20 protein-coding genes are annotated in these 19,983 nt (G+C 36.5%); 5 read left to right on the top strand and 15 right to left on the bottom strand.

What is annotated here, in order from left to right; genetic code table 11:
* Positions 1-2: 2 nt before the first annotated feature.
* Both GQS55_RS04180 and GQS55_RS04175 read right to left on the bottom strand, forming a co-directional pair.
* Positions 3-551 (bottom strand): DsbE family thiol:disulfide interchange protein, encoded by a 549-nt coding sequence (locus GQS55_RS04180; protein WP_159818251.1) that lies wholly within the window; start codon positions 549-551, stop codon positions 3-5.
* Complete coding sequence (locus GQS55_RS04175) at positions 552-2,561, bottom strand: heme lyase CcmF/NrfE family subunit (protein ID WP_201294637.1); 2,010 nt, start codon at positions 2,559-2,561, stop codon at positions 552-554. It lies immediately after the preceding gene.
* A gap of 356 nt (positions 2,562-2,917) precedes the next feature.
* Between GQS55_RS04175 and ccmA the strand changes: the two genes are divergently transcribed.
* The 5 genes from ccmA (at position 2,918) to ccmE (ending at position 5,977) form a co-directional block, all read left to right on the top strand.
* A complete protein-coding gene (ccmA, locus tag GQS55_RS04170) occupies positions 2,918-3,583 on the top strand; it encodes a cytochrome c biogenesis heme-transporting ATPase CcmA (RefSeq protein ID WP_236559757.1) in 666 nt (221 codons plus the stop codon).
* Positions 3,584-3,638: 55 nt separating this feature from the next.
* Positions 3,639-4,328, top strand: coding sequence for a heme exporter protein CcmB (ccmB, locus tag GQS55_RS04165; RefSeq protein WP_159818247.1), 690 nt, complete (start codon positions 3,639-3,641; stop codon positions 4,326-4,328).
* Between the two features lie 118 nt (positions 4,329-4,446).
* Entirely contained in the window at positions 4,447-5,220 is a 774-nt protein-coding gene (locus tag GQS55_RS04160; protein ID WP_268892442.1) for a heme ABC transporter permease, read from the top strand.
* Positions 5,220-5,453 carry a heme exporter protein CcmD gene (gene ccmD, locus GQS55_RS04155; RefSeq protein ID WP_159818243.1) on the top strand — a complete coding sequence of 78 codons (234 nt, stop codon included), beginning with the start codon at positions 5,220-5,222 and terminating at the stop codon, positions 5,451-5,453. Before GQS55_RS04160 ends, ccmD begins: the two co-directional genes overlap by 1 nt.
* Positions 5,453-5,977, top strand: a complete 525-nt coding sequence (gene ccmE, locus GQS55_RS04150) for a cytochrome c maturation protein CcmE (protein ID WP_159818241.1) — start codon at positions 5,453-5,455, stop codon at positions 5,975-5,977. The genes ccmD and ccmE overlap by 1 nt, the downstream gene beginning before the upstream one ends.
* Before the next feature lie 112 nt (positions 5,978-6,089).
* Here the strand turns inward: ccmE and GQS55_RS04145 are convergent, their stop codons facing one another.
* From GQS55_RS04145 to GQS55_RS04085, 13 genes are all read right to left on the bottom strand, one after another.
* Positions 6,090-6,314: a TIGR02922 family protein gene (locus GQS55_RS04145; protein ID WP_159818239.1), complete on the bottom strand. Its 225-nt coding sequence runs from the start codon at positions 6,312-6,314 to the stop codon at positions 6,090-6,092.
* Between the two features lie 255 nt (positions 6,315-6,569).
* Positions 6,570-7,880 carry an N-acetylglucosamine MFS transporter NagP gene (gene nagP, locus GQS55_RS04140; protein ID WP_159818237.1) on the bottom strand — a complete coding sequence of 437 codons (1,311 nt, stop codon included), beginning with the start codon at positions 7,878-7,880 and terminating at the stop codon, positions 6,570-6,572.
* A 100-nt stretch (positions 7,881-7,980) separates the two neighbouring features.
* Positions 7,981-9,111 (bottom strand): N-acetylglucosamine-6-phosphate deacetylase, encoded by a 1,131-nt coding sequence (gene nagA / locus GQS55_RS04135; protein WP_159818234.1) that lies wholly within the window; start codon positions 9,109-9,111, stop codon positions 7,981-7,983.
* Positions 9,112-9,196: 85 nt separating this feature from the next.
* Complete coding sequence (gene nagK / locus GQS55_RS04130; RefSeq protein WP_159818232.1) at positions 9,197-10,120, bottom strand: N-acetylglucosamine kinase; 924 nt, start codon at positions 10,118-10,120, stop codon at positions 9,197-9,199.
* 407 nt (positions 10,121-10,527) lie between these two features.
* Entirely contained in the window at positions 10,528-11,823 is a 1,296-nt protein-coding gene (locus GQS55_RS04125; protein WP_159818230.1) for an amidohydrolase family protein, read from the bottom strand.
* 10 nt (positions 11,824-11,833) lie between these two features.
* On the bottom strand, positions 11,834-13,222 hold the full coding sequence (locus GQS55_RS04120; RefSeq protein WP_159818228.1) for an amidohydrolase: 1,389 nt from the start codon (positions 13,220-13,222) through the stop codon (positions 11,834-11,836).
* 353 nt (positions 13,223-13,575) lie between these two features.
* The gene (gene msrQ, locus GQS55_RS04115; protein ID WP_159818226.1) at positions 13,576-14,181 is read right to left on the bottom strand and encodes a protein-methionine-sulfoxide reductase heme-binding subunit MsrQ; all 606 of its coding nucleotides are present in this window, start codon (positions 14,179-14,181) and stop codon (positions 13,576-13,578) included.
* A 42-nt stretch (positions 14,182-14,223) separates the two neighbouring features.
* Positions 14,224-15,240 carry a protein-methionine-sulfoxide reductase catalytic subunit MsrP gene (msrP, locus tag GQS55_RS04110; RefSeq protein WP_159818224.1) on the bottom strand — a complete coding sequence of 339 codons (1,017 nt, stop codon included), beginning with the start codon at positions 15,238-15,240 and terminating at the stop codon, positions 14,224-14,226.
* A gap of 146 nt (positions 15,241-15,386) precedes the next feature.
* A complete protein-coding gene (locus GQS55_RS04105) occupies positions 15,387-15,755 on the bottom strand; it encodes a glutaredoxin family protein (RefSeq protein WP_159822533.1) in 369 nt (122 codons plus the stop codon).
* Between the two features lie 161 nt (positions 15,756-15,916).
* Positions 15,917-16,681 (bottom strand): glucosaminidase domain-containing protein, encoded by a 765-nt coding sequence (locus GQS55_RS04100; protein WP_159818222.1) that lies wholly within the window; start codon positions 16,679-16,681, stop codon positions 15,917-15,919.
* Between the two features lie 112 nt (positions 16,682-16,793).
* Positions 16,794-17,993 carry a DEAD/DEAH box helicase gene (locus GQS55_RS04095; RefSeq protein ID WP_159818220.1) on the bottom strand — a complete coding sequence of 400 codons (1,200 nt, stop codon included), beginning with the start codon at positions 17,991-17,993 and terminating at the stop codon, positions 16,794-16,796.
* Positions 17,994-18,077: 84 nt separating this feature from the next.
* Positions 18,078-18,539, bottom strand: a complete 462-nt coding sequence (locus GQS55_RS04090) for a DUF1456 family protein (protein WP_159818218.1) — start codon at positions 18,537-18,539, stop codon at positions 18,078-18,080.
* Between the two features lie 102 nt (positions 18,540-18,641).
* Entirely contained in the window at positions 18,642-19,913 is a 1,272-nt protein-coding gene (locus GQS55_RS04085; protein WP_159818216.1) for an O-acetylhomoserine aminocarboxypropyltransferase/cysteine synthase family protein, read from the bottom strand.
* Between the last annotated feature and the right edge of the window lie 70 nt (positions 19,914-19,983).

Genomic DNA, 19,983 nt, shown 5'->3' with positions numbered 1-19,983 from the left:
AATTATTTACCCTCTTGCTTTTCAGCAATAATTTGTTTGATTAATGGTTCAAATTCTTTGCGCCATACACGAAGGTCTAAAGCACCAGCAAAACGCTTACGAATAATGCCATGATGATCAATCACAAAAGTTTCTGGTGCGCCAAAAACACCTAATTTTACGCCAAGTAATCCATCTTTATCAAAAATAGAAAACACATAAGGATCTTCGTAATGTGTTAACCATTCATTAGCCGCTAATAATTCATCTTTATAATTTATACCATAAAGCTTTAATTGCGGGTCTTTAGAAAGCTCAAATAAGTAAGGATGTTCATACTTACAGGTTGGGCACCAAGTTGCCCAAACATTTAATAAAACAATATCACCTTTTAAGTCTGCTTTAGTAACTGTGCCGTTAGGATTAGACAAGGTAGGTAATACAAAGTCAGGCATAGGATTACCAACCAAAGCTGATGGCATTTCAGCAGGATTTAAGGATAAACCTCGATAAAGTACAACACCTAACGCAATCACTAATATCAGCGGTAGAAAACGGATAACTTTATTCATTTAAGCACTCTCCGATGCAGCTTTAATACTAGGTTTTGCGTTCGTTGCTATATTTTCTTGGTTGTCACGACTATTATTCAGAGCATTTTTTCTTACCTGACTTTTCACTCTATAGCGTTTATCCATCATAGCTAAAATACCGCCAATCGCCATAAATATAGCGCCTAACCAAATCCAACGAACGAAGGGTTTATAATGAACTCGGATAGCCCATGCGTTACCCTCGAGAGGGTCGCCTAAAGCAACATAAATGTCTCTAAATAAACCACCATCAATACCAGCCTCAGTCATCCCCATCGTTTGTACACGATAAGTTCTACGTTCTGGTTTCAATAAAGCGACGAAATCATCACCATTGTAAACATTAATTTGACCTTGTTCAGCAATGTAATTTGGTCCTTCTACGTGCTTAATACCATTAAACTCAATGTTATAACCGGCTATTTCTACTTTTTCATGTAGGTGCATTTTAACATTGGTTTCACTTTCATAACTTGACACTAAAGTAACACCAACAATAGTTACCGCAATACCAGCATGTGCGACTGTCATGCCCCATTGTCCCAAACTTAACTTTGCTCTAAGTTTATATTGATTAATTAAGTCTTTAACTACCACAAGAAATACCCATGCAGCTAATGTCATGCCCATAGCAACGAGTACATCAAATTCACCGCCATAAATAACAGGGAATAACAAACCAAATGCGATACTAAATACCGATGGCTTAATTAGCTGCTTACGTAACTCACCTTTTTTGGCTTTCTTCCAGCGAATTAGGGGGCCAATCCCCATAATGACAAATAATATGCTCATAATAGGAACAAAGACGGCATTGAAATATGGAGGTCCTACAGATATTTTTCCATAACCTAAAGCATCAACTAAGAGAGGATAAAGTGTACCAAGTAATACCGTTGTAGCAGCAACAACTAAAATAATGTTACATAACAGTAATGCGGTTTCACGTGAATAAAGTGCAAAACGGCTGAAGCTTGCAACATTGCTTGCTCTAAATGCATATAAGGTTAATGAGCCACCAACAGCAATCGCTAATAATACTAAAATAAACACGCCACGAGATGGATCCGCAGCAAAAGAATGTACTGAGGTTATAACACCAGAACGTACTAAAAAGGTACCCAATAGACTTAAGCTAAAAGTAAAAATAGCAAGTAAGATTGTCCAGTTTTTAAATGTACCCCGTTTTTCAGTGACAGATAAAGAATGAATTAACGCCGTGCCGACTAACCATGGCATGAAAGAAGCATTTTCAACAGGATCCCAAAACCACCAACCACCCCAGCCAAGTTCGTAATATGCCCACCAACTACCTAATGCAATACCTAATGTTAAAAACACCCAGGCACCAATAGTCCAAGGACGTGACCAACGAGCCCAAGCAGCATCCATTTTACCTGACATTAGCGCAGCTACGGCAAAAGCAAAAGCGACAGCGAATCCAACATAACCTAAGTACAATAATGGTGGATGAATAATTAAACCAACATCTTGTAGTAATGGATTTAAATCACGCCCTTCAAGCGGGACATTCGGCCAAAGACGTTCGAAAGGGTTTGAAGTTAATAATGTAAAGGCAATAAATCCAACAGAAACCATCCCCATAATAGAAAGCACACGGGCAATAAATTCTTGTTCTACATTTTTTGAAAATTGAGCAACCGCCATAGTCCATGCAGTTAAAGAAAAAACCCAAAGGAGTAATGAGCCTTCGTGTCCGCCCCAAACAGCACTTATTTTAAAATAATAAGGTAAATGCGTATTTGAGTGGTTTGCAATATATTTAATAGAAAAGTCATCAACGACAAAACTATAAGCTAAAATCACGATACTAATTGCGGTAAAAACAAACATACCAAAGGCAAGTGGTTTAGCGTAGTTCATTAATTTATGTTGAGTACTGTATACACCAATCATTGGAATAATACTCAAGCATAATGAAAAAGCAAAGGCTATAACCAAAGCGATATGACCTAATTCAGGCATCAGCTCAGGTAAAATTTGGGGATTCATTTATTTCTCCGTATACACATAATTATTTTTATTTGTGCTCAAGCATAAATAACAAAAAAGTACTAACTCATAATAGTTGCGCAATTCTAGCACACTTTTATCGATGAAAAGATCAAATGCTTTACTCAAAATCATTTGATAATTGTTTCTTAATGTTACAAATTATCAAGTAACTATGTTTGCTAATTCTAACTATTGCTATGTTATGATATGCCCTATGGACATAATATAATCTAATTCAAAATGAACTGACAAACATCAGTTTAATTTAGTTGTAATGTAAATTGCTAAATTAAGATATTAATTTATTAACTAACAGAGAAGCTTCTACTTTGTCAGAAAATCACATCAACGCCAGCGATGCCCCTTTACTTAGCGCGATAAGTTTAACTTGTATTCGCGAAGATCGCTTATTGTTTGATCAACTAGATATTAAAATAAACGCGGGTGACATAGTACAAGTTGAAGGGCCTAATGGCTCAGGAAAAACAAGCTTACTTCGTATTTTAGCTGGCTTGTCTCAGCCTTACGAAGGCGATATTTATTTTAACAATAAACGGATAAATCAATCACGCGAAGAGTTCCATCAAGCATTACTTTACCTAGGACATTTACCGGGCGTAAAAGGTGAAATGAACGCACAAGAAAACTTAGCATTTAATCTTAATCTACATGGTTTACAAAATGATGTTGCATCAATAAAGCAAACATTGGCGAAAGTAAGTTTAACAGGATTTGAAGACAGTTTAGCTTCTCATTTAAGTGCAGGGCAACATCGACGAATATCATTAGCACGTTTATATCAATCAACTGCTCGTATTTGGATATTAGATGAGCCTTTCACTGCTATAGATAAACAAGGTGTGTACGATTTAGAACAATTATTTAAAGCTCATATTAATCAAGGTGGTTGTATTGTTTTAACGACGCATCAGGATTTACTGACATTCGAGCAGTCCAAAATAAAAAAAATAACCTTAGACTATATAGTTGAGTAATTATAAATGTACTTTAATAAAGGTAAAATAGACCAAAATAAAAATAGAGAACTACATGACTATAGCTAACTTGTCATATCGTGCTGTTTTTTCACTAGTACTTAAGCGTGATTTAACCATTGCAATGCGCCATAAAGATGACATTGTTAACCCTCTTTTGTTTTTTGTAATTGTGATCACCTTATTTCCGTTAGGTATTGGACCAGAAGCAGAAACCTTAAGTCGTATAGCGCCCGGCATTATCTGGGTAGCAGCACTATTATCAACGTTACTATCGCTCGATAGATTATTTAAGTCAGATTATGATGATGGTTCGCTAGAACAAATGTTGTTGAGCCCTCAACCTATCTTTGTGTTAGTACTTGCAAAAATTGTTGCTCACTGGCTAATAACAGGGCTTCCGCTTATTTTAATCGCACCTTTACTCGCTGTACTTTTACATTTAAATGAGCAAAGTTATGGCGCTTTAATGTTAACGTTATTATTAGGAACACCGGTATTAAGTTTACTTGGCGCAATAGGTGTTGCCTTAACGGTAGGAATTAAAAAAGGAGGTGTACTGCTAAGCTTACTAGTGCTTCCTTTGTATATTCCTGTTTTAATATTCGCTACCAGCGCTATTGATACAGCAGCCCTTGGCTTACCTTACAGCGGACAACTTGCTATAATTGCGGCACTATTTTTTGGTTCGCTAACACTGGCACCCTTTGCAGTTAGCGCTGCATTAAAAGTAAGTACTAATTAACATAAGCTTGACTGATTAAGTTCCTGACTCAAATTCAGGATAACGGTATTTGTCCTAATTACCAGATGCTTTTTCATAATAGTAAATAAATATAATAGTTTTAGTAAAAGAGAAGAGCATACTTATGTGGAAATGGTTACATCCCTACGCTAACCCAGAAGTGAGTTATCACTTAACTGGAAGAGTTATTCCTTGGTTTAGCGCATTAACAATATTGTTTTTATCTATTGGCCTTACTTGGGCATTAGCTTTTGCGCCTGCTGATTATCAGCAAGGTGATAGCTTTCGTATTTTTTATATACATGTACCTGCTGCTTCGTTGTCTATGGGGATTTATTTAGGTATGGCCATTGCGGCTTTCACTTCTTTAGTATGGCAATTTAAATTGGCCGATGCATCTGCTGCTGCAATGGCCCCTGTTGGCGCTATATTCACTGCTATAGCTTTAATTACAGGTTCTGCTTGGGGTAAACCTATGTGGGGAACTTGGTGGATATGGGATGCTCGATTAACCTCTGAGCTTATTTTGTTGTTTTTATATTTAGGGGTTATCGCACTTCACAATGCTTTTGAAGACAAAGCACTAGCAGGTAAAGCCGCTGGAATTTTAACACTAGTAGGTGTAATTAACTTACCTATTATAAAATATTCAGTTGAATGGTGGAATACTTTACATCAAGGCTCAACAGTCAGCAATTTGGGCAAACCATCAATGTCAGTTGAAATGCTTTGGCCTTTTGTATTCTGCTTTTTAGGTTTTGCTTTATTAGTAGCGACAATTGTTTGTATACGTTTTCGAAGTGAAATTTTAATTCGCAATAGTATAAGGCCTTGGGTAAAAGCATTAGCTTTAGAAGAGAGCCTTTCCAATAACGCTTTGGAGAATAAATAATGCAATTTGACAGTTTTAGTGCTTTTTTAGAGATGGGTGGCTATGGTTTTTATGTGTGGTTATCTTTTGGTATATCAGCAGTGCTAATTTTGGCGCTGATTTATAATTCCATTTATGGTCATAAACAAGTTATTAAAAACATTGCGATACGCCAGCAAAGAGAAAATAAATTACGCGAATTACGTGCACAACGTAATAAGACTCAAACCAACATACCTAAAGAGGTTATATAATGCATCCGCGCCGTAAGAAACGTTTAACGATAGTTGCTTCAATTTTAATCGGTATTTCATTTGTCACAGGGCTGGTACTTTATGCTTTAAGCCAAAATATCGATTTATTTTATACGCCATCAGAAATAACTCAGGGTAAAGAGGGATCTGGTACTACACCTGAAATTGGTCAACGAATTCGTATTGGTGGCTTGGTTGTACCTGGTTCAGTAAAACGTGATCCTGATAATCTAAAAGTTACCTTTAAGCTTTCTGATATGAAAATGCCAATTACTTTTGATGAAAATGATTTAATGGTTTCTGTTTATTACGAAGGAATTTTGCCTGACTTATTCCGTGAAGGGCAAGGAATTGTTGCTAACGGTGCGCTTGTATTAGGTGCTAATGGAGAGTTACATATTGAAGCAAGTGAAGTTTTAGCTAAACACGATGAAAACTATATGCCAACTGAACTTGCCGATGCTGCTGGCAAAGATTATAAAAAATTAGAATATACAAATAAGCAATTAGAGAGTAAAGATTAGTAATATTGTAAGGTAAGAGAATGTAGATTAGGAGAATACAATATTTGTAGCTTTCCATACTTCACAATCATGTGATTTATACATTCTCTTCTTACAATGATTTAAAATTACGTTACATTGAAGTAGTGTAGTTTACCGATAATATACGATCCCCAATCTTATTAAGTATTTCTACTTCCCCATCACAAACAGCAATAATAGACTTACCTTTTTTAAACTCTTTAGGAATAATAACCCTACCTGACAGGTTTTGGTCAAAGGTTTCGATCGTATGGTGTAGCTCTAAACCATTGTCTTGATAATAAATAATGGTTACTCTACGTTGTAGCTCTGACATAGTATTAACATCTTAGTAATAAATATGGTTATAGATTATACACGAATAACTTATTAGTAAAGTTATTTACTGTAGGCATAAAAAAACCCTGAACCATAAAGGCTCAGGGTCGATCAAATGACCGTTTAACGCACCCTCAACTTTCAAAATAAATAATGGTTATTATTGATTTTGACCGCAGAGATTTTTACAAATACTGGCTAGAAGGAAACACCAATATTTGAATTCTTTCGTCAGTCGTAATTGTTTATCTAACTACTTCCAACTTTTCATTTTGCAGCCTTTTACGGCATAAAATAGAATAAATAAATAACAAGGTAACATAACAATATACCCGCCTTGTTGCCCCATAGAAGTGCCGCTTGCCAGTCCCCAGAATAAAGGACCAAATGCTCCACCTGAAATACCCATAACTAATAATGCTGAACCAATACTCGTTAGCTTGCCCATACCAGATAGAGCAAGAGGAAATACTGCCGGCCATACAATAGCGTTAGCTAGGCCAAGAAATGCAATCAAGATCAGCGTATCTGGGAATTGTGCTTCACCTAAGATAAATGAAAGCCCATTAGCGATTACAAACGAGTTATTATCACCAAAAACAACACCTAAACTTAATAGCACACCAAAGAGTGCTGAAATGGTTAGCGCCGTTTGTTGTGAAATAAAGCGAGGAATTAAAATAATACCTAAAATGTAGCCAATAACCATGCAGCCCATAGTATATGAAGTCATCACACTGTAATTTTTGACACCTAAAGATAATGCGAACGTACCAATGGTATCTCCAGCGATCACCTCTACGGCCACATAGAAAAATAATGCTAATACACCTAGCGCTAAGTTAGGATGAGAAAGTGCTTCTTTTAATTGACCTTTACTATCTCCTTCATTCGCTTCTCTTTCTAACTCGGGTAGAGGTGATTTTTTAACTGCAAATCCTAATAAACCTATAAATAGAGCCATACCTAAATAAGGCATAACTAACGCGTCAGCCATACCGTCAATTTCTATTGCTGTTAGCTCTGTATTAGCTGTATCGCCAAAGCCACTTAAAATTAGTGCAGTAAATACAATAGGAGCAACAACGCCAGCACCCTTATTTAAAATACCCATAACAGAAATACGTGCTGCCGCTGATTCTTCAGGGCCAAGGCGAACGACGTAAGGGTTAACAGCTGTTTGTAATAACGTTTGACCTGCCCCCATGACTAATTGTGCTAAAAGAAATAGCGCGAAAATTTGTGTTTTAGCTGCAGGAATAAATAACAAACCTGCTGTCATCATAGTCACCATTCCTAATGCCATACCATTTTTATAGCCAACTTTACGAATAATTGCAGCAGACGGTAGTGCAGTAAAAGTCACCGCTATATAAAAAGAGAATAAGATCAAAGATGCTTGGAAAGGTGATAGCTGTAATATTTGTTTAAGGTAAGGCATTAACGAGCCATTTAACCAAGTGGCAAAACCTAAAATAAAGAATAGTCCTGCAACTATTGCCATAGGTAGTGCATTACTCTTTAAGTTATTGGATTGCTCTTGTTCAGTTATAGGTAATGACATTTCTCTAACTTCCTCTTCTTTTAGTATGTTAGCCGTTAAAATAACGTTAACTTTTTAATTATTTTTATTTACTACTCAAATAAATTTTTATTTCTATTTATTAAATTTTTTCTCCCGCAATCCAAGTAGATAACACAGTAAAGTCTTCTTTCAAAACAACCATGTCAGCCTGCATACCTACTTTTAATTCCCCACGAATCATCTTTTGATTTGCATATAAGTATTGAGCAGGATATAAGCTTGCCATGCGTATTGACTCACCTAATGGAATATTCAAACCTAAGTGTGTATTCTTTACTGCTGTAGCCATATCTAATGATGAACCCGCTAATTCACCAGTGGTTGACGTTAACTTGCCATTATCTACATAAACAGTTCTGTCATATAAAGGAAACTCTGTCATATTGGTTCCAACAGGTGGCATTGCATCTGTGACTAAAAATATTCCCCCTGCAGGCTTAGTTTTAATAGCTAACTTACAACTTGCATAATCAACATGATGACCATCTACAATCAAACCGCATTGAGTATTATCATTTAACAGCGCACAGCCTACGACACCCGGCTCTCGGCCTTGTAATGGTGACATTGCATTATACAAATGGGTAAAGCCAGTAGCGCCAGCATCAACCGCTTTTTGGGCTGTACAAAAATCTGCATTGGTATGCCCTAAACAAACCTTAATACCTAGCTCAACCATACGTGCTACATCTTTTGCAGAAACAGTCTCTGGTGCTAAAGTAACCATCACTTGTCCCATGTCTTTACGTGATAATATTTGCCATTCAGCATAAGAAATTGGACGAATAAGGTCGCCACTGTGAGTGCCTTTTTTGGCTAAAGATAAATGAGGCCCTTCGAAGTGAATGCCCACTATGCCGGGTATTTTCTTGGCTATTGCTTCTGATATAGCATCAGCTGCTTGCACCATTACTTCTACTTTGTCGGTGATTAATGTCGGCATCATCGCTGTGGTGCCAAACTTTGCATGGGCAGACATAATTATTTCAAGTTTATCCACTGAAGGTGAATCATTAAATAAAGCGCCACCGCCACCATTAACTTGTAAATCAATAAACCCTGGCACAACTAAATCTGATGCTTCAACGTCTACATCATTGATATTTTGATCTATCGCGCTAATAACACCATCAGTAATGGTTAATACTTGATCATCAATAAATTGTTGACCATCAAATAAACGTTTGGCGTGGAATCTAAGTTGTGTCATGTAATGCTAATCCTTAAATATTTCTAGTGTGGCTATGCTAGTTATCGACTCGTTTCTAGCAATTATCTAACCGCTGCCTACTAAACTATGCGCTTTGAACTACACTTAGACGTTGTTGTATTGCCAGCTCTTGACGAGCGAACAATACAGCCCCAACCTCAGGAGGGCTTAACGGCTCAGCTAGTTTTTCTTGCAACTGTTGATCAAGCCAAGGTTTCAACCGTGTTGTTAAACCGCCGAGCATTGATATACGCGCGGGCATTTTAGTTAATAACACACGAGCAACATTATTAATGTATTCGGCACCTTCAGTGACAATAGCAATAGCAATGTTATCGCCCTGCTCTGCGGCATCAAACACTAAATTTGCTAGTTGAGCAAAATAAGTTGCTGTTTTTCCCGCTACTTTTTCAACCACCGATGTAGCATCAATACAGTCTAATTTTGTTAATAACACTTCATTCATTAATGAATCTTCAGCAATTCCATCAAGAGAAAGCAATACTTGCTTCACTGCTTGTAAACCAAACCAAGCACCACTGCCAATATCACCTTGAGGAAAACCATGCCCACCAATGATAACTTCTTGTTCATCAACACATGAGAAGCCACAAGATCCTGTACCTGAAATAATGACTGCACCATTGTTACTATGGTGAGCCCCTAAACAAGCAATAAGTAAATCATGTGCCAAAAATAAGCCTTTAAATGGGTTCTTCCATTCTTGTATTTGTTTAAACTGCACCGGTAAGTTAACTCCTGCTAAACCAACACCAGCGTAGAGTTCACTTAACCTTATATGTGCTAATCCTGCATCTTTTAATGCTAATAGCGCTGATTCTGTAATTGAATCCGTTGCTTGCTCTATTCCATGCAAAGGATTACCAGGACCAGAAATCCCCGTGCCGAGAATTTCATTTTGGTCATTCATAACAATGGCTTTACACTTACTTCCACCACCATCTATTCCTAAAAATAGTGCTTTGTTATTGTCATAACTTGTGAGCATACTAACCTCAATTTTTCTCAGTTATTCAATCAATTAATTTAAATTATCCAATTTTTCTTATCTTAAGAACTATAAACTACTTTGATTAAATTTTTATTTGCAATCATCCTACCCTTAAATGACAGCGTTGTCATTTGTTTTTTTTAATTTTTTCCATTGAATCTAGTTTGCTGTTAATTAAGTTCGCTTTACTTAATCAATTAACTGCTTTGATATGTTGGGTTACACCATGCTAGTAATTAATGGGTAAAACAGAGGTAGCTATTGAACCGTCAGAATAGATAAAAAATACAGGAAGATTCATCACGCTATCTGCTTATTAAATAATAAACAGATAGCGATGCCTGAATCATAATGTTTGCAAGCATCTAAAACTGGCATTTTATCGTAGTTTAAAAATGATCAGGTTACTTAGTATACGCTCTAGGCATGTTGCTTTTGGCTGTATAGCGATCACGCAAGGCATCTTGACGTGATTTGGTAGAAACTTGTTTACCGTTAATCCACATTACATCTACTTTAGTGCTTAATTCTAAGGGATCACCGCTCCATAAAACTAAATCAGCATTTTTACCTACAGCAATACGACCTGAGTTAAGTTTAAATACATCAGCTACGTTAGCAGTAAGCGAGGAAATGGCATCAGCTTTTGATAAACCATTTGCAACGGCAATACCCGCATCAAAGCGTAATTGATTTATATTGTAGCTTTCACCTTTGGGCGCTAAAATAACTTTAACTCCGGCTTTAGCTAATATACCTATATTAGCTAAAGAAGCATGCAGTGAATCAAAGCTACTTGGGAGGTTATCAATTGAGCTTAAAATAACAGGTACTTCCGCGGTTGCTATTTCTGTGGCAACAAGTACAGCATCACTCGCACTAACAAGTACTAAATCAAGACCATATTTTTTCTTCAGGGCAAGTAGAGCAAGTAAATCGGTCGCTCTGTCAGCATAAGCTAATAAGGGCTTATCTCCTGCTAATAAAGCATTAACGACTAACTCATCTCGGCTTGGCTCTTTAGCCTCTTTTTTGTCTTTCGCTGTTTGATTTTTTTGTGTGGCTAACGCTTTTTTAGCATCGTCAAACTTATAATCTAGCGCTTGTAACTTTTGCGCTCTAGAGCCTTTACTTTCTGATCCTAAATAAATGATAACTGCATTTTGTTTTTCAATAATACTCGAAAAATCACCGGATAAGTCAGCAGCAAATGTTTGGCCTGCAAACAGACCTTCTCCGCCATCGGGTGCCGATATATTACTCGTGATCCCACCTTTACGGGTATAAGAAATTGAAGTTGATTTAGGGTTGAATGCTAAGCTAGCGTCAAATGTTATATCTGCCTTTTCATCCCTACCATCACGCGTTCTTGATACGGCGCCAACTTCAACTAAGCCTAAAGAGTTCATGGTTCCAATAAAGCCTGGGGTTAATATTCTTCCCTTGGCGTCAATGACTTCATCGGCTTCAATGTCTTCAGGCGTATTCTCATTCGCATAAACTTGAGTAATAATTCCTTCATCAATAATAACAGTGGCTTGCTCTAAAACTCCTTGGCTAGCAACCGTATGAACTGTGGCATTAGTAATAGCCGTTATTTTAGCGTTTACTGCAGTACTCGTTAACGCTAATACGGTAAGAGATGCTGTTACTAAAGAGCTTAAAGTAAATGTTCGTTTTTTTGTTTGAATATTATTCATTAGTTATTCCCTACTCTTGCCCTAAAAGAAAATCACTTTTCGCTTGATATTTTTCATCAAAACGATCGTATACTTTTGCGCCATCAACAAAAACTTGTTCAGCACGCGCATAAACACTAAAGGGATTAACATTCCATAAAACTACATCTGCATTTTTGCCAACTTCCAAGCTACCTGTTTTATCGCTAATGCCTAATGATTTTGCTGCATTAGCTGTAATCCATTTAATCGCATCTTCTTCTTTTAGATTAAAACCGTTATCAATAGCACGATATAACACCTTACCAGCCTCTTGGTTCAATCGTTGTATTGTGGTCTCGGAATCAGAATGAACAATAGCACATGAGTTTTTCACAGAATCAACAATAGCTACGTTTTCATCAACCATGTCATAGGCTTCCATTTTAAAGCCCCACCAGTCAGGCCACATGGCAACACAGTTTCCATTTGCAGCTAATTCGTCGGCAATTTTGTAAGCTTCTACAGCATGATGAAAAGTACCCGAGTCATAGTTAAACTCTTTGCCTATATCCATCATTACTGCCATTTCTTCCGCTTTATAACAATGGTTATGTACAATAATTTCACCGTCAAGCACACCCATTAATGTATCTAACTCTAGATTTCTTTTTGGCGCTTCAGGATTTTTCCCCGCATCATAATCACTATTATATTTAGCCCATGCGCCTTTATATTCAGTTGCTTCAGCCCAAGCTGCTCGATAGCCAGCAACATTCCCCATACGCGTTGAAGGCATTTGTTTTCTGCTACCATAAACACGCTTAGGATTTTCTCCACACGCCATTTTCAAACCGTAAGGCGCATCAGCAAACTTCATCGCTTGCATAGTATGGCCAGGAACGTTTCGTAAAGTCACACCACGGCCACCAAATAAATTGGCTGAACCAGGTAAAATCTGCAAAGTCGTTATTCCGCCTTCTCTCGCAGCTTCAAAACCAGGGTCTTGTGGCCAAACACTATGCTCAGCCCATACCTCAGAGGTATTGGGCGAGGTCATTTCATTGCCATCAGAATGTGATTCAACACTAGGACTTGGGTATACACCGAGATGAGAATGTACATCAATAATACCAGGCGTTATCCATTTACCTTGTGCGTCAATAACCTCTACATTTGTTGCCGTTAAATCAACACCAACTTGTTTAATTTTACCATCAATAATAAGAACATCTGCATTATCCATACGCTCGCCAATTCCGTTTAATACAGTGGCATTAGTAAATAAGGTGTTTTGTTGTGGTAATACTTTATAAGTGCTTGGGAATGGATTTTTATTTATCGTGACTTTATCATCTTGTTTTTCGTTGGGTGAACACGCAGTCAATGTAAGTGACACTGCGGTCAAAGCTAAACTCAGCTTAAAAGGTATTTTTTTCATGTTTATTCCTTTAGGTAAATAACAGCTATTATTATTTTTCATGGCTATTCAGTTGTATCAGTGGGTTTTTCCTAGCTAAAAAATATAAGCAGATTATTTTAGCTTTGATATAAAATAACCCGAGATCGGATAAATAGAATAGTTTAGACCTAAAAAGAATATTATGTTTGACCAGTAACGACAAGCCCTTAGCGCTGTAAGTAGCGTGTTTGAGACAGAATTACGACCAATGGTATAAAAATTGAGATAGTTTACTGAGGAGCATTCTTAATATTTAATGAATCAATATTTAAATGGATCAATAAAACCTAGGTAAAGCCGAAGTTGATAAACTTGGTTAAACTTAGTTAAACTTAGTTAAACTTAGATAAAAGTAGCCGCTTAATTTTTTTATATCTAAATAACAGTAACATGATTGCTATCGCGAAATAGAACAAAGGCGATGTTAATTCTGACTTAACTGACCAATAAAAATGGATTGAGACCAGTAGAATAATGATATAACTAACATTATGAAGACTTTGCCATGATTTACCCATTTTACGTTTTAACTTATTTATAGAAGTAATACTTAACGCTGTTAATAAAAAGAAAGCCACCATACCAATGGTAATATATGGACGTTTCCATACCTCACTAATAAATAATGCGCCATCAAATTGTATTTCAAAAGATAAAAAGTTAACTAAGTGAAATAAAGCATAAGTATAAGCATAAAGTCCGAGTAAGCGTCTAACGTTAAACAAATAGCCTTGTTTAGTTATTTGAGCGATTGGCGTAACACTTAACGTTAGTAACAATAAATTAAACGCACCTATACCGGTAAAATGAATAACACTTTCAACTGGATCTGCACCTAATTCATCATTAAAAGCTAAGAAATATAAATTAACTAATGGTATCAAAGCACCTAAGTGAATAAGTACTTTTAATAAAAACACTTTAGTATTATTTTTCATATTATCTAGACAGCTTATGTTTGTAGAAAGTAATCATATACATTAAAAGTTTTTTGATAAATCCATACCTTTATAAAGATCAGCAACTTCTTCGCCATAACCATTAAAAGGTAGTGTTGCAACTCGATTACGCGAAAAAAGTCCTCCCGTTGTTATACTACGTTCACTCGCTTGGCTCCACCTTGGGTGATCATGATTAGGGTTAACATTAGCGTAAAAACCATATTCTTTTGGTACCAATTTATTCCATGTGGTTAGTGGCTTATGCTCAAGTAATTTAATGCCAACAATTGATTTAATACTTTTAAACCCGTACTTCCACGGAACAACCAAACGAATAGGTGCGCCATTTTGCGGAGGCAGTGTTTTACCATATAAGCCTACGCTCATTAACGTTAATGGATTCATAGCTTCATCTATACGTAAAGCTTCTACATAAGGGAAAATAAGACCACCACCTAAACGTCTGTCGGCTTGCCCTGGCATCTGTTTAGGATCATACAAGGTTTCAAAAGCCACATACTTAGCACGAGAATTAGGCGCTACTTTTTTAAGTAAATCAGCTAAAGAAAAACCAATCCAAGGAATAACCATTGACCAGGCTTCAACACAACGCAAACGGTAAATACGCTCTTCTAAATTAAACATGTTAGTTAAGTTGTTATAATCAAGCGTTATTGGATTATCACATTCGCCTGATATTTTTAACTGCCAAGGGTCAACATCAAAGCCTTGTGACAGCGCTAAAGGTTGATCCTTTTGAGCGCCAAATTCATAAAAATTATTATGTGAAATCACCTTGTTTTCAGGCGTTCTAAGTAGGTGCTCATTTGTTGAGTCTTTACTGAAATTGAGCGCTTTGGTTTGAAAGCTCACGCTCTCTTTTTCATCGTCTGAAAAAAAGCCAGCTTGAGCTTTAGAGGTAATGGCAGAACTCATTACTGCACTCGCGCCTAGGAACCCCATTTTTTTCAATAAACTTCGACGTTCAAGATATACCGATTCATCGGTAACGTTGCAATCTTTTAGGGTGTTTTTTGTCGGGATATTAATCAGCATATCAGTATCTAATGGTTCATATTAAAGCACATGAAATAGTAGACACTGATACAGCGGAAATAATTTCAATTATCTCGATTACTGACTAAATTTTTTAAACAATCATTTACTGCTTAAACTGAGAGATATTATTATTAAAAGAAAAACTATGCTGTTTTTACTAACTGTTGTAAATGCGTAATGACATCACTTGATTCATAAAGCCACTGTACTTCACCATTGTTTTTTTCAATACGTAAACAAGGCACAGTACGCTTGCCCCCCTCACGAATAAGCTCTTCACGGTAATCATTTTTTTGGTTAATATTACGCAATTCTATGTTTAAACCTTCACGCTTAATTGTACGGCGTACTTTTACACAAAAAGGACAACTAGGTAGTTGGTACAAACTTAAATTTTTAGTATTCTCATCAACTTTTTTCTGTTCTTCAACGGTTCTTTTTGGTGATTTTGGTGAAAAAATAAAGTTTAGTAATAAAATAAGGCGACCAATTGGCCAGCGTATGAGCGACATAATCATAGTATTGTTTCTATAGTAAAGTGTGTATTAAAACTTTTATTTAAAAAGTGCGTTAAAACATTTAATTTGATCATTAAACCAAATTCGGTGAAATAGTTTAGCATGAACCATCTTTGTTAGCCCATACATAACCCGAGAAGAATATTGCTTAAATGTTACTGAATATCTTGGCTTTGATCATATTGAGTAAGTTTATTAAATTTAATCATTGCACGTAGCTCTGTTATATATTCCATACCGCGCTCAGAGTAACGACTTAAACCTTCCGCTAAAACAAGCCCTGTTATCGGCTGTTTGTCAGCTCTTTGTTGTGCCCGAATATTTCGTAATGACTGATAAGCAGGATGGCTATTTAAATTTTTCATATAGCTTTCAAGTGACTGTTCAGGTGAGTCAAAAACAACAACTTCATGGGCCTTACCTGAATCTCTTTTATTAGGCACAAGACCACAACCTTTTTCAAAGCACCATTGACCAAAATAATTATTACCGAGTTGAGCGAACCTTGAAGTTCCCCAAGCACTTTCATTAGCAGCTTGTGCTAATACAAGTGATGGCGGTAATACATCAACACGCTTAAGTAGTTTTTGCCAAAAAATATCATCGTCAATAGTGACGTCCGTTACTCTATATTGAATAGCTAAATTAGCAACCTTACGTTTATCCCACCAGCTAATATTATTTCTATTTTCTGACCATAAAAGTAACTGTTTTCTCTTGTTTTTTATCTTGGCGTTCTTTTCATTAATCAATGGAATAAAGTAATTAAAAAACGCTGATTTTCTTTCTGTACCTGCGGCGTATTCGTTAAAGTCAGGGACCTTGGGTTCATGAGAATAAAGCGTAATCACAAGTGTAAGCAATAAAACCAATACGGCTAATATAATTGACAATCGTTTATTATTGAATGATTTGTTCATACAATTCCCTTATTCAAATGAGTTTTAGGGCCACTTATTCGTTACGTTAACTTATTGAAAATCTTTATTGAGTACCTTATTTAGGAGCATTTATACTTAGGTACGTTTATGCTTAGCTCCGCTTACTTTTAGGTATATAATTCAAAATAGACACCGGAACGACTTTTTTCACATCAAAGCCTTCAAATTCTTTTCGGTTAATCACATGTCCTAACCTGCTTTCAATAGCACATAAATTTCTAAAGTTATCCTTTGAAACAAAGGATACCGCTTCTCCAGACGCTCCAGCTCGACCTGTTCTGCCTATTCTGTGAATATAATCATCAACATTATCAGGTAGATCATAATTAACTACGCGTTCAAGTGCGCCAATATCAAGACCACGTGCAGCAATACCGGTTGCAACCAAATATTGAATTTTCCCTGATTTAAAGTCGTTCCATACTTGTTCACGAACGGCTTGCGTTCTTCCACTATGAATAGCTTCTGCTTTTATGTCACGCTTTTCTAACTGACTTACTAATTTAGCTGCACCATGTTTTGTTTCAATAAAAATAAGCGCCTGCTGCCATTGTAAATCTTTTATTAAATGACTTAATAATGCGGATTTATTACCTTTGTCGGTAGTAACTAACCATTGTTCAATTTTAGGCTTTGAAGCATTATTTTGAGCAAGAGATATTTCTACCGGACGATTAATGGTTCTTTTAGCTAGGGCACGCACATCATCTGAAATAGTAGCAGAAAACAATAAATTTTGACGTTGTGTAGGCAAGCGTTCAATGATTTTATTGATGTCATCAATAAAACCCATATCAAGCATTCTATCAGCTTCATCTAATACTAACATTTCAAGTTCATCAAAATGTAAAGCACGCTGATGTGCCATGTCTAATAACCTGCCGGGTGTTGCAACAATAATATCAACTCCCCATATTAGTCTTTGCTTGTGTGGCTCTGCATCAACACCACCATACATAGCCATAGAGCTTAAGGTTAAATATTTGCTGTATGAACTAATACTTGACTCAACTTGCACCGCTAATTCACGTGTAGGCACCAATATAAGCGCACGTATACGTTTACCACGTAACTTACGATCTGTATTTACTTTTTTTGTATGTAACTGCTCTAAAAGAGGCAAAACAAAGCTCGCAGTTTTACCTGTACCTGTTTGCGCACCAGCAATAAGATCTTTACCGGACAATACAACAGGTATTGCTTGCTTTTGAATAGCAGTAGGCTCTGTATAAGCTAAATCAGCAACTGCTTTTAAAATGGGTTCAGATAATCCAAGTGTTGAAAATGACATGTAGGTCCAGAAGAGTAAAAACGTTAGTTATAATAAATAAAGCGACTACAACGTAAAGCCGCTTATAAAAGAGAGGTTAGCAAACTATTGTTGTGCTTGTATTTTTAACCCATTTAGAAAAGTTGAAAGTACATCATCACTGCAATCTCTGTAGTGCTTATGGTTTACATTTCTAAAAAAAGCACTTAGCTCATATTTACCTAAGCTTAAGCCAGCTAATTCAAGAATATTAGTAACATCATCAGCTTTAAGCCCAAATGCTATTTTTAACTTATTAAAAATAGCATTATTCGTTAATACTTGTTCAGCTTGACGTTGAGGCGTGTCATCCTTAGCACCTCTTTTCTCAGTGATTAAGCCATTCAAAAAGCTCGCTAATTCATTATCAGATAATATCTGATAAGCACTGTCATTTTTTTCTTTGAAAAAATCGGCTAACTGTTCTTGGGTAATAACACATTCCCCTAGCGCAAACACGACAAGTATTTTTTCATCATTAAAGTTTAAAATCGTACTGATACGACGAAGAAGGTCATTATTTATCATTAATTTGCCCAGAGCTGTAAAAAATAGTGAAAGTGCTTATAGTATAACGGCTATCAACCCATAAGCGCCATCACATTCATACAATATGCTCGATTACATTACTTAAGCTTTTTCTAACGCTTGTTCAATATCGGCAATAATATCGTCAATATGTTCAATACCCACCGATATTCTAACAAGATTTTCAGAGACACCCGCAGATTTAAGCTCTTTGGCATTTAACTGTCGATGCGTTGTTGATGCAGGGTGACACGCAAGTGATTTTGCATCACCAATATTTACCAAGCGTAAAATCATATCAAGGGCATCTATAAATCGTCCACCTGCTTCACTACCACCTTCAATACCAAAACTTAAGATACCTGACGCTTGACCATTAGTAACAGTTTGGCAAAGTGCATTATAAGGACTTTCAGGTAACGCCGCATAATTAACCCAATTGACTTTTTCATGGTTGCTCAGGTATTTAGCAACCTTAAGCGCATTTTCACAATGGCGCTCCATACGCAAACATAAGGTTTCTAGGCCTTGCATGATCAAAAATGAACTATGTGGTGATAAAGCAGCACCTGTATTTCTAAGTGGTACCACACGACAACGACCAATATAAGCTGCTGCGCCTAATGCTTCAGTATAAATAACATCATGATATGAAGGATCAGGTTCATTTAACATCGGAAATCTATTTTTGTTTGCAACCCAATCAAATTTTCCTGAGTCAACAATAATGCCGCCAATAGTTGTACCGTGACCACCAATATATTTAGTTAATGAATGAACAACAATATCCGCACCATGCTCAAACGGACGACACAAAGCAGGGCTTGCAACGGTATTATCAACAATTAGCGGCACGCCATGTTTGTGTGCAATTTTAGCGAGTCCTTCAAGATCTATAATATTACCCGCTGGGTTACCAATAGATTCACAAAAAACGGCTTTAGTATTCTCATCAATTAATTTATCGAATGAAGCTAAATCATCACCTGAAGCAAACTTTACTTCTATGCCTTGTCTTGGCAAGGTATGCGCAAATAAATTATAAGTGCCGCCATAAAGCTGACTAGTACTGATAATATTATCGCCTGCAGATGTAATAGCTTGAATGGCATAAGTGATTGCCGACATACCCGAGGCAACAGCTAACCCCGCAATACCGCCTTCCATTTGTGAAACACGTTGTTCCAATACGTCGGTCGTTGGATTCATGATACGCGTATAAATATTACCTGGCACTTTTAAGTCAAATAAATCAGCACCGTGTTGCGTGCTATCAAAAGTGTAAGAGGTTGTTTGGTAAATAGGTGTTGTTGCAGCCTTGGTGGTGGCTTCAGAATCATAACCATGGTGCAATGCTAATGAGGCTAGTTTCATAGAGTTCCCTAATTAATGTTATTATAATTGAGGTTAATCTATCTTAATGCTTGTGAAGTTTAAATAAAAA

This window comes from Colwellia sp. 20A7 (assembly GCF_009832865.1).
Classification (GTDB): Bacteria; Pseudomonadota; Gammaproteobacteria; order Enterobacterales; family Alteromonadaceae; genus Colwellia.
Note: the sequence above shows the minus strand (reverse complement) of the source record. Positions and strands in the feature narration are given on the sequence as shown.

Coding starts and splice junctions, on each gene's coding strand:
- GQS55_RS04180 (WP_159818251.1), bottom strand. CDS start 551: ATGAATAAAGTTATCCGTTTTCTACCGCTGATATTAGTGATTGCGTTA.
- ccmB (WP_159818247.1), top strand. CDS start 3,639: ATGACTATAGCTAACTTGTCATATCGTGCTGTTTTTTCACTAGTACTT.
- ccmD (WP_159818243.1), top strand. CDS start 5,220: ATGCAATTTGACAGTTTTAGTGCTTTTTTAGAGATGGGTGGCTATGGT.
- ccmE (WP_159818241.1), top strand. CDS start 5,453: ATGCATCCGCGCCGTAAGAAACGTTTAACGATAGTTGCTTCAATTTTA.
- GQS55_RS04145 (WP_159818239.1), bottom strand. CDS start 6,314: ATGTCAGAGCTACAACGTAGAGTAACCATTATTTATTATCAAGACAAT.
- nagP (WP_159818237.1), bottom strand. CDS start 7,880: ATGTCATTACCTATAACTGAACAAGAGCAATCCAATAACTTAAAGAGT.
- nagA (WP_159818234.1), bottom strand. CDS start 9,111: ATGACACAACTTAGATTCCACGCCAAACGTTTATTTGATGGTCAACAA.
- nagK (WP_159818232.1), bottom strand. CDS start 10,120: ATGCTCACAAGTTATGACAATAACAAAGCACTATTTTTAGGAATAGAT.
- GQS55_RS04125 (WP_159818230.1), bottom strand. CDS start 11,823: ATGAATAATATTCAAACAAAAAAACGAACATTTACTTTAAGCTCTTTA.
- GQS55_RS04120 (WP_159818228.1), bottom strand. CDS start 13,222: ATGAAAAAAATACCTTTTAAGCTGAGTTTAGCTTTGACCGCAGTGTCA.
- msrQ (WP_159818226.1), bottom strand. CDS start 14,181: ATGAAAAATAATACTAAAGTGTTTTTATTAAAAGTACTTATTCACTTA.
- msrP (WP_159818224.1), bottom strand. CDS start 15,240: ATGCTGATTAATATCCCGACAAAAAACACCCTAAAAGATTGCAACGTT.
- GQS55_RS04105 (WP_159822533.1), bottom strand. CDS start 15,755: ATGTCGCTCATACGCTGGCCAATTGGTCGCCTTATTTTATTACTAAAC.
- GQS55_RS04100 (WP_159818222.1), bottom strand. CDS start 16,681: ATGAACAAATCATTCAATAATAAACGATTGTCAATTATATTAGCCGTA.
- GQS55_RS04095 (WP_159818220.1), bottom strand. CDS start 17,993: ATGTCATTTTCAACACTTGGATTATCTGAACCCATTTTAAAAGCAGTT.
- GQS55_RS04090 (WP_159818218.1), bottom strand. CDS start 18,539: ATGATAAATAATGACCTTCTTCGTCGTATCAGTACGATTTTAAACTTT.
- GQS55_RS04085 (WP_159818216.1), bottom strand. CDS start 19,913: ATGAAACTAGCCTCATTAGCATTGCACCATGGTTATGATTCTGAAGCC.